Annotated in this window: 13 protein-coding genes and 1 pseudogene; 1 reads left to right on the top strand and 13 read right to left on the bottom strand. The window is 61.6% G+C overall.

What is annotated here, in order from left to right; all coding sequences use genetic code 11:
- A pseudogene (locus BC360_RS18270) lies at positions 1–556 on the bottom strand (flagellin); the annotation flags it as partial.
- Between the two features lie 392 nt (positions 557–948).
- Here BC360_RS18270 and BC360_RS18265 point away from each other — a divergent pair.
- The gene (locus BC360_RS18265; protein ID WP_065796401.1) at positions 949–2874 is read left to right on the top strand and encodes a glycosyl transferase; all 1926 of its coding nucleotides are present in this window, start codon (positions 949–951) and stop codon (positions 2872–2874) included.
- A gap of 228 nt (positions 2875–3102) precedes the next feature.
- Here the strand turns inward: BC360_RS18265 and fliP are convergent, their stop codons facing one another.
- From fliP to fliI, 12 genes are all read right to left on the bottom strand, one after another.
- Positions 3103–3840 carry a flagellar type III secretion system pore protein FliP gene (gene fliP, locus BC360_RS18260; RefSeq protein ID WP_053250460.1) on the bottom strand — a complete coding sequence of 246 codons (738 nt, stop codon included), beginning with the start codon at positions 3838–3840 and terminating at the stop codon, positions 3103–3105.
- An 8-nt stretch (positions 3841–3848) separates the two neighbouring features.
- A complete protein-coding gene (locus tag BC360_RS18255; RefSeq protein WP_065784664.1) occupies positions 3849–4346 on the bottom strand; it encodes a flagellar basal body-associated FliL family protein in 498 nt (165 codons plus the stop codon).
- Positions 4347–4364: 18 nt separating this feature from the next.
- Positions 4365–5075, bottom strand: a complete 711-nt coding sequence (flgH, locus tag BC360_RS18250; protein ID WP_065784663.1) for a flagellar basal body L-ring protein FlgH — start codon at positions 5073–5075, stop codon at positions 4365–4367.
- Positions 5072–5605, bottom strand: a complete 534-nt coding sequence (locus tag BC360_RS18245) for a MotE family protein (RefSeq protein ID WP_413813750.1) — start codon at positions 5603–5605, stop codon at positions 5072–5074. Before BC360_RS18245 ends, flgH begins: the two co-directional genes overlap by 4 nt.
- Positions 5605–6720: a flagellar basal body P-ring protein FlgI gene (locus tag BC360_RS18240; RefSeq protein ID WP_065784661.1), complete on the bottom strand. Its 1116-nt coding sequence runs from the start codon at positions 6718–6720 to the stop codon at positions 5605–5607. Before BC360_RS18240 ends, BC360_RS18245 begins: the two co-directional genes overlap by 1 nt.
- Positions 6717–7229, bottom strand: a complete 513-nt coding sequence (gene flgA / locus BC360_RS18235; RefSeq protein ID WP_065784660.1) for a flagellar basal body P-ring formation chaperone FlgA — start codon at positions 7227–7229, stop codon at positions 6717–6719. Before flgA ends, BC360_RS18240 begins: the two co-directional genes overlap by 4 nt.
- A gap of 17 nt (positions 7230–7246) precedes the next feature.
- The gene (flgG, locus tag BC360_RS18230; RefSeq protein WP_065784659.1) at positions 7247–8035 is read right to left on the bottom strand and encodes a flagellar basal-body rod protein FlgG; all 789 of its coding nucleotides are present in this window, start codon (positions 8033–8035) and stop codon (positions 7247–7249) included.
- Between the two features lie 11 nt (positions 8036–8046).
- Positions 8047–8388 carry a flagellar hook-basal body complex protein FliE gene (locus tag BC360_RS18225; protein ID WP_065784658.1) on the bottom strand — a complete coding sequence of 114 codons (342 nt, stop codon included), beginning with the start codon at positions 8386–8388 and terminating at the stop codon, positions 8047–8049.
- Positions 8388–8807, bottom strand: coding sequence for a flagellar basal body rod protein FlgC (gene flgC, locus BC360_RS18220; protein ID WP_053250468.1), 420 nt, complete (start codon positions 8805–8807; stop codon positions 8388–8390). The genes BC360_RS18225 and flgC overlap by 1 nt, the downstream gene beginning before the upstream one ends.
- Positions 8808–8812: 5 nt before the next feature.
- Complete coding sequence (gene flgB, locus BC360_RS18215) at positions 8813–9193, bottom strand: flagellar basal body rod protein FlgB (protein WP_053250510.1); 381 nt, start codon at positions 9191–9193, stop codon at positions 8813–8815.
- Positions 9194–9368: 175 nt separating this feature from the next.
- Entirely contained in the window at positions 9369–9926 is a 558-nt protein-coding gene (locus BC360_RS18210; protein WP_065796400.1) for a flagellar protein, read from the bottom strand.
- On the bottom strand, positions 9926–11326 hold the full coding sequence (gene fliI, locus BC360_RS18205; protein WP_025425916.1) for a flagellar protein export ATPase FliI: 1401 nt from the start codon (positions 11324–11326) through the stop codon (positions 9926–9928). The genes BC360_RS18210 and fliI overlap by 1 nt, the downstream gene beginning before the upstream one ends.
- Positions 11327–11339: the final 13 nt, after the last annotated feature.

Genomic DNA, 11339 nt, shown 5'->3' with positions numbered 1-11339 from the left:
TGAGCAGGCCGTTTGCTGTTGCTGCTTCGTCGATCAGCATGGTCTTGGTCGTGTCGACGTCGAGCGTCGTCAGGCTGACATTGCTGTTGGAGTCACGGTTGAACGAACCGACGATCGACTTCGTGCCCGGTGCAGTCGCGCCGGAAGCGGTGTAGAGCCAGTTTTCGCCGGAGAAGCCAGCGGACTTGACGACGCTCTTCAGCTGTTCCTGAAGCTGCGTGATTTCCTTCTGGACCTTGGACTTGTCAACGCCCGGCTCGCTGGCAGCAACCAGCTTTGCCTTGATTTCGTCAACGACCGAGATCGCGGCTTTCATGCCGGTGTAAGCAACGTCGGTCTTGGCAGCGCCGAGGCCGAGTGCGTCCTGAACCGTGCCGAGGGCCTTGTTGTCCGAGCGCATGGTCGTTGCGATCGACCAGTAAGCAGCGTTGTCGGAAGCGTTGCCAACGCGGTAGCCGGACGAAATACGGTCCTGCGTCGTTTCCATCGAGGAATTGATCGAACGCAGCGTGGAGAGTGCGGCCATTGCCGAGTTGTTGGTCATAATAGAAGTCATGAGACTGTCCCTCAAATTTACAAGGTTACACGGTTGGGGACATACCGGACTGAAAACGCCTACCGGTAATGACGGACCGGCTTCATGCCACTCGGCTCCGCTCACGCAAGTGAAGGAAACCAAACCCGTCATGTGACGGTGAATATCGCCTCCAATGCTTGCGATTTCATTAAGGCAGCAAGATATTTTGAAGCAAAATCCTATGGTTAACAGCACGTTACTTTCACCTCAGCTCGCTTCGCGCGGATGACTTCAGCGAGACTGAATTTATTGGGAAACAATACGCAAATCGCTCAACAATCCCGCCTGGGGCAAGGTTTCTGCTTCAAAACGGTATCTTGGTACATTGACGTTGCACAGGCTTGCGCGGTGACAACGGTTGCGCTTTTTCCATGGAGCTTCCCTTGAACGCCCACACCATCTTTTCTTCCGCTTCGCGGCAGTATCAAAAAGGCCAGTACACCGAGGCACTCGATTCCCTTAATCAGCTGCTGGATCTTACCCGCGATGCCAAGACATATGCGCTTTTGGCAAAGGTACTGCTGAAGCTAGGCTTCCGCAGCGACGCCGCGCAAGCCTATCAGTTGGCCGGCGAAGAAGGCGGATTGCGTTCCGAGCATTTCCTGGCGGAGGCCATGAAGCTGCATTTCGCCTGCGGCAACGATGATCAGGCCTTGAGCCTCGGCCGCCCCTTGCTCGAGCAGGCAAAGACCGATCCCGAACTTGCCTACATCATCGTGACCTTGTTCCTGAAGCGCGACCAGGCCGATATTCTCGGCCCTTTCAAATCGACACTCTCGGCGAGCGCCCGGCAGGAACACCAGGTGCTTGCGGCAAAGCTGCTGACGTCTGATGTCGGAAACAACGATGATCGCGAGATCGTCACCAATCTGTTCCGGCGGACGCCATCGAACCCGGTCCTGCTGTCGGCTTATCTCGTTTTCATGCAGGAAGTGAACAACTTCAACGAAATCGAAAACTATGCGCAAGCGCTGGAGCGTGCGGTCCAAGCGACCAACCGCAAATTCCTGCGCGCAGAAACGCCTTTCTACAATGTGCACTGGTGCCGCGATGAAAGACTGAACCGCTTGGCCGCTGCGCTTGATCAGCCGTTCCCGCCAACATTGCCCGAGGAACGCCGCAAGATGCAGCACGTGTGGGGCAAGAAGATACGGCTGGGCTACCTTTCGAACGACTTCTGGGGACCGCACGCGACCATGAAGCTTCTGCAAGCCGTGCTGACCTCGCATGATCGCGAAAAATTCGACGTGACGCTCTTCTGCTACACGCCGGAGAAACACCTCGCCGTTGCTGGCGAAGGGCGTCAGACTTGGGGCAAAATCGTCCGCGTCGAAAGCCTTTCCGACGAGCAGGCCGCCCAGACGATCCGCGACGAGCAGATCGATATCCTCGTCGATCTCAAGGGCCATACGATGAACAGTCGTGTTACCATCCTCAACCACCAGACCGCACCTGTGCATGCCACATGGCTCGGTTTCCCCGGCACCACCGTCAACGTCGACCTCGACTACATCATCGGCGACCGCCATGTCCTTCCCGATGGCAGCGAGGACCACTACTACGAGCGGTTCTGCCGGTTGCCCGAGACCTACCAGCCGAACGACCCGGCCGGCCGGCCACGGCCGGCAGCGATGACACGTACGCAAGCGGGCCTACCGGAAGACGCTTTCGTCTACGCATCGTTCAACGCCAACCGCAAGATCACCGTCGAAACCATGAAGGCATGGGCCGAGATCCTGCGCAGGACGCCCGACAGCGTTCTCTGGCTGATGTGCCCCAAGCCGGAAGCCCAGGCTCATATTCTTCGGCGTTTCCAGAGCTACGGTATCATCACAAAACGCATCATCTTCTGCACGAAGGTCGAGTACGAACAACACCTGGCGCGTATTCTAGCCGCCGACGTCGGCCTCGACACCTTCCCCTGCAATGGTCACACGACCACGTCAGAGCAGCTGTGGATGGGGCTGCCGGTGCTGACGCCGAAGGGCACGCACTTCGCCTCGCGCGTCAGCGAAAGCCTGTTGCGCGCGATCGGACTGCCGGAACTCGTTACCGCCGATGTCGGCGACTATATCGAGCAGGCGGTCGCTCTCTACGCAAACCGCGACAAGGTCGCCGAATACAAGCGGAGGCTCGACGACAACCGGCTGCAGATGCCGCTCTTCGACGCAGAGCGCTTCTGCCGCCACCTCGAGCAGGCTTATGAGATGATGGCCGAGCGCGCCAAGAACGGACTGGAGCCCGCGCTCATCGACGTTCCGGCCCTGCCGGCACGCACGACGCCCTTTGCACAATAAACGCAGGCGGAATCAACCGTCGGCACCCAGGCTTCGCCTGAAACCCCGCCAACCCGGCGGGGTTTTTTCGTTCGTCATCACGGCGCGGTTGGCGCCCCCAACGTGCCACATAATTCCTTGAAGTGAGGTCGACTTGGGGACGTCTGCGCTGGCGGCAACCCCACGCAGACGTCGGCGCGGGGCAGCAAACCAATGAGTAACAACGAAGAGAAGCGGCGAGGTGGCGGATCAGCTAAAAGAGCGCACCAGGCTGCCGACGAGCAGGTTCCAGCCGTCGATCAGCACGAAGAAGAGGATCTTGAAGGGCAGAGAGATTGCCGTTGGCGGCAGCATCATCATGCCCATCGCCATGGTGATGGTGGCGACGATCAGGTCGATCACCAGGAACGGCAGCATGATGAGGAAGCCGATCTCGAAGCCGCGGCGGATTTCGGAGATCATGAAGGCGGGAACGACGGCGCGCAGATCGACCTTGTCGTCGACGACAACGGTCTGCCCCTTTTCCTTGGCGATGTCGATGAAGAGCTGCAGGTCCTTGTCGCGCGTATTGGCAAGCATGAATTCACGGAACGGCTCGGCGATACGCGGCAGCGCTTCCGTTTCCGTAATCTGGTTCTTCATCAGCGGATCGATGCCATCGCGCCAGGCGCGATCAAAAGTCGGCGCCATGACGTAGAAGGTCATGAACAGCGCCAGCGAAACCATGATCATGTTCGACGGTGTCGTTGCCAGGCCCATGCCGGTGCGCAGGATGGCAAAGGCGATCACGAAGCGCGGAAAGCTGGTGACCATGATGAGGATGCCGGGCGCGACCGAAAGAACGGTCAAAAGGCCGAACGTGCGGATGATCCAGGACGCGGCCGAGCCGTCGATGGGCGTGTTCAAGATGTCAGAGGGAAAACTCTGGGCGCCGGCGATTCCGGACATCGCCATCATGGCGACTATGAAGGCGATGAGCCGGATCATTTAGCGAATCATTGAATGACGAAGGTTCTGAACATGACATTGGTTACGCGCCCATCTGAGCGCAGGTCAACCCGTTCCTGGATGTCATCCCGGAGATATTGGAAGCCGCGCGGGCCCTGAATCTGCTGCAGCGACACGGTTTTCAGATAGGCGGCGATATCCTGGTGGATCTGCTCGGCCATGGCCGGGTCGGGAACGCCGTCGAACTGCAAGGCCACCTCGATCCGGATCCAGTTTTCCGAGGGATAGGCAAGGTTCGTGGTGATCGGCTCGAGCTGGACGACGCCGTTGGCCTCGGTGGCGATCTTCGGCACGCCCTCCTCGCCTGTCGCGTTCGGAGCGATGTCCTTGGTCGCTTCCACCTGTTCCTTGGGCGGCGGTGGCGCCAGCGCACCGCCGACGAGCCAGCCGCCGCCGCCGGCGACGAGCGTCAGGACGGCGACGATGGCGATCGTCATCACCTTCGACGGTGATTTCGCGGGCGCGGCGGTTTCGAGTTCTTCCATCTTGCCATTCCCTGCCGATCAGATCGGCGAAATCAGGTCCATGATCTGCTGGCCGTAAGGCGGCTGCTGCACTTCGGTCAGGCGGCCACGGCCACCATAGGAAATGCGCGCCTCGGCAATGCGGTCGTAGGAGATCACGTTGTTGGCATCGACGTCCTGCGTGCGCACGATACCGGCGACATTGAGGATGCGAAGCTCGTGGTTGACGCGCACTTCCTGCGAACCGCTGATCAGGAGGTTGCCGTTTTCGAGCACGCCGGTGACGACTGCCGCCACAAGCAGCTGCAGCTTTTCAGACCGCTCGGTCGAGCCGTCGCCCTCGGTCTTGGTGTTCGAGCCGTATTCCAGGTCACCCGACCAACCGAAGTCGCTGGCTTCCGACTGGCCGCTTGCGCCGATATTGAAACCGCTGGTGTTCTTGCGGCTGCGGTCGGTCTTGTTGTCGAACGACGCCTTGTCGTTGATGGCGATCTCGACGGTCAGAATGTCGCCGACATTGAGCGCGCGGGCATCCTTGAACAGCGCCGACTGTTGATCGTTCCAGAGCGAGAAGCCGTTGGCAACGTGGCGCGGCTCCTTCGGATACATCGCAAGCTGTGGCGTCTGGGTATATTGCAGACCGCTGCCGATCGGGCTCATGGCCGGCGCGCGGCCGATCTCGTTGAAGGCCTGGTTCTGACATCCCGCGAGGAGGCCTGCGGCCAATACGGCCGTTAGACGCATTTTCATGATGGTTCCTTCGAGGTGTTCGGATCGATGGCACTCGAGATGATGTTGGTGAGGATGGCCGCCTTTTCGTCGCTCATTTCGCTGAGGATCAACGACGACTGGCGCGGCGGCAGGCGCATGACGATCGCGGCCGCAATCTCCGGATTGACCATTTCAAGCTTGCCCGCGGCAGCATCCGGCTTCATCGTCTTGTAGATCCCAACAAGGCCGATCTCGGCCTGCTTGAGGAACTCGTTGCGGCGCTTCAGCCAGTCTTCGTATTCCTCGCGCCGCTTTTCGAGCGTCGCGATCCGGTCGTCGACATTCGCCTGAAGCGCTTCCAGTTCCTTGCGCTGCAGAACGTAGCGCTGGTCGCGGGCGGCATCGGCGATATTGGTGCAGAACTGCTGGATTTCGTTGACGGTGGCGTTGCTGGCAGGCGGCGCGGTGACGTCCTGGGCAAACGCGCCGGGCATTGCTAGCATCGAAGCGACGGCAGCCAAGGCGAGCAGGACATTGCTGGATCTTCCGAGAAGACGATCGATGTTCATCATTGCAGGACAAGCTCCGCCTGAAGGGCCCCAGCCGTTTTGATGCTTTGCAGGATGGCGATGATGCCGTCGGGCTTGACGCCGATATTGTTGAGACCGGCGACCAGGGATCGGAGGCTCGAGCCGTTGAGAATGGCGACCGTGCCACCATCGGACTGTGCCTGGATGGTGGTGTTCGGCTCCAGCGCCGTCTGGCCACGCGAGAACGGCAGCGGCTGAACGACGGTCGGCGTTTCACTAACCTCCACGGTCAAGGTGCCGTAGCTGACGGCCACCTCGTTGACGCGCACGTCCTGACCGATGACGATCGTGCCGGTTCGCTCGTTGATGACGACCCTTGCCGGGACGTCGGTTTCGATGACGATGTTTTCGATGTCCGCCATCAGCCGCGCGAGGTCCGCCATCTTCGGCTTTTCGACGAGAACGGCCTGCGAGTCCCGAGCTTCGGCGATGCGGCCGCCATATTGACCGGCGGCATATTTGTTGATCGCCGCCGCCATGCCGACCGCGGTGGAGAAGTCGGGGTTACGCAGCTGCAGCACAAGATTGAAGCCGTCCTTGAACCTCGACGGCAGTTCACGCTCGATGATGGCGCCGTTCGGCACGCGACCGGAAGTCGTGACGCCCTGATTGAGTGTTGCCGCGTCCCCTTGCGCATTGAAGCCGGTGACGACGACCGAGCCCTGGGCGACGGCATAAATCTGGCCGTCCGCGCCCGAGAGCGAGGTCATCACCAGGGTGCCGCCGCGCAGCGACGTGGAATCGCCAAGCGACCCGACCGTCACGTCGACGCGGCTGCCGGGACTGGCGAAGGGCGGCAGGTTTGCCGTGACGAGAACGGCCGCGACGTTGCGCGTGCGCGATTCACCGCCCTGGGTCGAAATGCCGAGGTTTTGCAGCATGGCGCGCATCGATTGATCGGTAAACGGCGACGAGCGCAGGCTGTCGCCCGTTCCCTGAAGACCGACAACGAGGCCGTAGCCGATGAGCTGGTTGTCACGGCCGGCCTGCAGCGAGGCGACGTCCTTGATTCGTGACGCGCCGAAGGCGGGCGTCATCGCTGTGGACAGCGCGACGGCCAGCGCCAGGAACCATTTGCAGGCAAGCATTTTCATTTCGCCACCACATGTATCGTGCCGTCGGCCATCACCGTTCCGGAAACGATAACGCCAGTATCAATGTTGCGGGCCCGGATCAGATCGCCGATCGCGGCGTCCTGAAGGGGCGAACCGGCAGCGCTGATGGTGAGGCCACCATTGCTGAAGACCAGACGGACCGTGGAGCCGCGCTCGACCGCGTATTGCTCGCGCAGCGCGGAGGCCAGGATGACGCGGCCGGGAAGCAGCGTGCGCTTGCTGACCTTGCCGTCGATCTCGCTCAACGTCCTGACGTAGCCGTCCGTCAGATCGGGGTTGGTCACGTCGACGACCTCGAGCCTGCTCGCGTCGATCGCTTCGCCGGGGTAGATCGTCTGCTTGGGGATGACCGCCGTCAGCCGTTCCGCAAGGCCTGCCGAAGGCGACAGGAAAGCGGCGGCCAACAAAATGCCCGCCACCACGTGCCGCGCCCTTGGCGCGGAACCGTCCTTCTGAGCTGTCATTTCAGCGGCCCGGCGAAACGTCATGTTTGCCCCCTCTTCCGTTACCTGAGGTTCTTGCTCACCGTAGCCGCCATTTCGTCTGCGGCCTGGATGATCTTGGAGTTCATCTCATAGGCGCGCTGGGCCGAGATCAGGTCGGTGATTTCCTTGACCGGATCGACATTCGACGCTTCGAGATACTTCTGCTTGATCAGAGCAAAGCCCGGGTCTGCCGGCGTGCCAACGATCGGCTCGCCGGAGGCCGGCGTCTGCTTGAAGAGGTTTTCGCCCTGCGGCTCGAGGCCCGCTTCGTTGATGAAGTTGGCGATCGTCAGCTGGCCGATCTCCTGCATCGCCGGATCGTTGCCGATGCGCACCATGACCTGGCCGGAGCTGGTGAAGGCGATTTCGGTGGCGTCCTGCGGAACGGTAATGCCCGGCACGACGGTGTAGCCGTCGATGGTGACCAGCTGGCCCTGGGCATTCTTGTTGAAGGCGCCCGCACGGGTATAGACCGTCTCTCCATCCGGCGTTTCGACCTGGAACCAGCCGCGACCGACCAGTGCGAGGTCATAGTCGTTGCCGGTGCTGACGAGGCTGCCCTGGATATGCAGGTTGCGCACGGCGGCCGTCTGGACGCCGAGACCGATGATCGCGCCTTCCGGAACGATCGCCTGGTTGGAACGGTTCGGCACGCCCTGGGCGCGCTCGGTTTGATAGAGCAGGTCGGAAAACTCTGCGCGGGCACGCTTGTAGCCGGTCGTGTTGATGTTCGCGATGTTGTTCGCGATCACTTCAAGGTTCAGCTGCTGGGCGTTCATGCCGGTTGCGGCAATGGAAAGGGCCTTCATGTCTCGTTCCTTCAGATCTGCATGCGCGCGATTTCGAGGTAGGCGGTCACCACCTTGTCGCGGATCGCGATTGCGGTCTGGAGCGACTGCTCGGCATTCATCACCGCATCGACGACTTCGCGGGTGTTCGCCTGGCCGCGGATGCCGTCAAGCGAGGCACCTTCGGCCTTCTTCATGGCGCCGATGGCGTCGGTCGCCATGTCGCCGAGAACCGAGGCAAAGCTCTGGGATTGCGGAGCCGCCGGGGTAGTGGCAGCCGCACCGAAAATCGACGACGAAGAGGACGTAAGGCGAGTACCTTCGGCCTCTTTCATGACCGAAAATGCGCCGACAGAATTAATTGCGTCGATCATTATTGTGATGCTCTCAACAGGTCGATTGTTTGGGAAACCAGGTCGCGCGACTGCTTGATCGTCTGCAGGTTGGCTTCATAGGCGCGGTTGGCTTCGCGCATATCGGCCATTTCAACCAGGATGTTGACGTTCGGCATCTTGACCATGCCCTTCTCGTCGGCGGCCGGGTTGCCCGGGTCGAACTCGATGGTGAAGTTCGAATCATCCGTGCCGAGCCGCTCGATCTCGACAAGCGACGCGCCGCTGGCCCTGTCGACCTCGGCTGCAAAACTGATGGTCTTGCGCCGGTACGGATCGGCGCCGGGTACGTCGCCGGAGGAGCGGGCATTGGCAATGTTTTCGGAAACGATGCGCAGGCGGGTCGATTCCGCCTGCAGACCGGAGGCCGAGACCTTCATGGCCGAAGTCAAAGGATCCATGGTTGTTACTTCCGTACCGTCATGAGCATCATTCGGTGAAACGCTTTGACGAGCCCGGCACTGAGCTCGTAGTCGCGCTTGATCTCACCGGTCTTCATCATTTCCTGCTCGATCGCGACGCTGTTGCCGGATTGCTGGATCTGAACACCGTCGAGCATGCCGACCTCGGCCACCTGCGAGGCTTCGAGGCTTTCGGTGAAGTGCGCCTTGTGGGTCGCGGCCATCTGGATGCCGGTGTTTTCCAACACGCTTTCGAACGGCTTGACGTCCTTGGCCTTGTAGTGCGGCGTATTCGCATTGGCGATGTTGCCGGCCACCACGTTCTGGCGGACGGTCAGCCACTGGGCCTGCCGGGACGCGAGTTCGAAAAGCTGAATCGGTTGCATCAAAAGCTCCATGCTTGGTGATGCGAACCTAGGTCGGTAATCTTGCGTGGGACTTGTCGTTGGAAACAAGCTTGGCGCTGGTGCCCGAACACGTCCGGATGCGCGCGACATCATCCGCTGCGGGTTGCGATGGACCCGCAGCGGAGAAAGACTTTCAGGACATGCGGGTGGCGGGTCAGTCGGCGCGATAGACGTCGCCGCTCGACGTGATCATCACCCAGCGCCCATCGCGCTCTTCAAGCGTCGCCAGTCGGCTGTTGTCCGGCAGGATCGAGCCGATGCGCACGATGTACATGCCGGTCGTGTCCTCGATCAGAGCGCGGCCGTTGGCGACATGCATCAGCTTGAAGCCGGACTTGCCCGGGAACGGCTGCTCAAGGTCTTCCTTCGGTGCCGCACCATCGGCGGCCGGACCGCCTCCAAGGCTTGGAATGGTCGCCGTCGTCAGCTGGTCGATCGCCGCGACGGTCTCGCCATCCATGTCGGACATTGCCAACGGCGAGACGGACAGGACGCTGCGCGCCGGCTTTTCCGGCAGGTCGCGTGTCGAGCCCTGCCAGAGCGGCGGCATCGTGAACTTGTCCTGGTTGAAGAAGGCATACCAGGGGAAAAAGGTCGCGAGAGCCGCCAGCATGATGCCGGTCGCGGCCAGCGCCTTGTCGATCATCGGCATGCGGGAATCACGCTTGCGCTGGCGGATCGTTTCGTCCGCGTCGTAGTCGGTCACACCCATCACCTCGGCCTCATCCCTGCAGCACCCGGCTGATTGCCCATAGCCGCGGCTTTCAGCGCGCCGGCAAGATCGGAAAATGCATCCTGTGTGGGCGGCTCGCTCGCCGTCTGCGTCAGGACGTCGTAGATCACCGGCACCTGCTTGATCGCCATGTCGAGATCGGGGTCACCGCCCGGACGGTAGCCGCCGATCAGGCGCAGGTCGCGCGTTTCCTCGAAGCGATGGATCAGCGCCTTCAGCCGCGACACCAGCTTTTCCTGGTCCGGCGTCCAGGCCTTGCGCGCCAGACGGGAGATTGACGCCAGCGGATTGATCGGCGGATAGCGCCCCTCTTCCGCCAGGCTGCGTTCGAGCACGATGTGTCCATCGAGAATGCCGCGCGTCGAGTCGGCGATGGGATCGTTGTGGTTGTCGCCGTCCACGAGGATCGAGATGATCGCGGTAATGGTGCCGGCCCCCTCGGCGCCCGGACCAGCACGCTCGAGCAGGCGCGGCAGTTCGGTGAAGACCGAAGCCGGGTAGCCACGGGCGATCGGCGGTTCGCCGGACGCGGTCGCCACTTCGCGGATAGCATGGGCAAAACGGGTAACGCTGTCGACGATCAACAGCACGTTGTCGCCGTTGTCGCGATAGTGCTCAGCGATGGTGACGGCGGTCAGCGGCGCCATCTTGCGCAGCATCGGACTTTCGTCGCTGGTCGCGACAACGGCCACCGATTTGGAAAGATTGTCGCCGAGTGTGTCCTCGATGAATTCGCGCACTTCGCGGCCGCGTTCGCCGACCAGCGCGATGACGACCTTGTCGAAGGCATCGGCGCGCGCAAGCATCGACAGCAGCGTCGATTTACCGACGCCGGAACCGGCAAAAATGCCGAGGCGCTGCCCGAGGCAGAGCGGCGAAAAGATGTCGATCGCCCGCACACCGGTGCGGAATCCCTGTTCCACGCGCTTGCGGGTCATCGACGGCGGCGCCGTATTGGAGATCGAGCGGCGGACATCGCCCTGCAGCAGCGGGCCGAGGCCGTCGATCGGTTCGGCAAGCGCGTTGATGGCCCGGCCGCACCATTGGTCGGTCGGCGCAATGCGGAAGGCGCCCTTGCGGATGACAGTGTCGTGGATGCCGATGGGGTCGCCCGGCTCGATCGGGCAGACGACGACACGCTCGGGCTCGACCCGGACCACTTCGCCGAGATGCGTTCCAGTCGAACTCTTGTGTGCGACGAAATCGCCAAGCCGAACATGTCGCGACAGGCCGGTCACGGTATAGTGGCCAGGAGAAATTGTCTGGACGTGGCCGCCCGGCGCAATCGAGTGTTCAGGTTTGGCGTAGCGTTCGACCAGGCCGGCAAGGGCAGCCAGCGATGTCGATGCGGCGCTCGTCTTCAGGCCTTCGCGTTCCATTCCGTTTCCCGTC

This window comes from Ensifer sp. LC163 (genome assembly GCF_001695855.1).
In the GTDB taxonomy this organism is placed as follows: domain Bacteria; phylum Pseudomonadota; class Alphaproteobacteria; order Rhizobiales; family Rhizobiaceae; genus Ensifer.
Note: the sequence above shows the minus strand (reverse complement) of the source record. Positions and strands in the feature narration are given on the sequence as shown.

Excerpts from the sequence above, each read along its gene's own strand:
- BC360_RS18265 (WP_065796401.1), top strand. The coding sequence starts at position 949 with ATGGAGCTTCCCTTGAACGCCCACACCATCTTTTCTTCCGCTTCGCGG.
- flgB (WP_053250510.1), bottom strand. The coding sequence starts at position 9,193 with ATGCAACCGATTCAGCTTTTCGAACTCGCGTCCCGGCAGGCCCAGTGG.
- fliI (WP_025425916.1), bottom strand. The coding sequence starts at position 11,326 with ATGGAACGCGAAGGCCTGAAGACGAGCGCCGCATCGACATCGCTGGCT.
- flgH (WP_065784663.1), bottom strand. The coding sequence starts at position 5,075 with ATGAAAATGCGTCTAACGGCCGTATTGGCCGCAGGCCTCCTCGCGGGA.
- BC360_RS18255 (WP_065784664.1), bottom strand. The coding sequence starts at position 4,346 with ATGGAAGAACTCGAAACCGCCGCGCCCGCGAAATCACCGTCGAAGGTG.
- flgA (WP_065784660.1), bottom strand. The coding sequence starts at position 7,229 with ATGACGTTTCGCCGGGCCGCTGAAATGACAGCTCAGAAGGACGGTTCC.
- BC360_RS18225 (WP_065784658.1), bottom strand. The coding sequence starts at position 8,388 with ATGATCGACGCAATTAATTCTGTCGGCGCATTTTCGGTCATGAAAGAG.
- fliP (WP_053250460.1), bottom strand. The coding sequence starts at position 3,840 with ATGATCCGGCTCATCGCCTTCATAGTCGCCATGATGGCGATGTCCGGA.
- BC360_RS18240 (WP_065784661.1), bottom strand. The coding sequence starts at position 6,720 with ATGAAAATGCTTGCCTGCAAATGGTTCCTGGCGCTGGCCGTCGCGCTG.
- BC360_RS18210 (WP_065796400.1), bottom strand. The coding sequence starts at position 9,926 with ATGGGTGTGACCGACTACGACGCGGACGAAACGATCCGCCAGCGCAAG.
- flgG (WP_065784659.1), bottom strand. The coding sequence starts at position 8,035 with ATGAAGGCCCTTTCCATTGCCGCAACCGGCATGAACGCCCAGCAGCTG.
- flgC (WP_053250468.1), bottom strand. The coding sequence starts at position 8,807 with ATGGATCCTTTGACTTCGGCCATGAAGGTCTCGGCCTCCGGTCTGCAG.
- BC360_RS18245 (WP_413813750.1), bottom strand. The coding sequence starts at position 5,605 with ATGAACATCGATCGTCTTCTCGGAAGATCCAGCAATGTCCTGCTCGCC.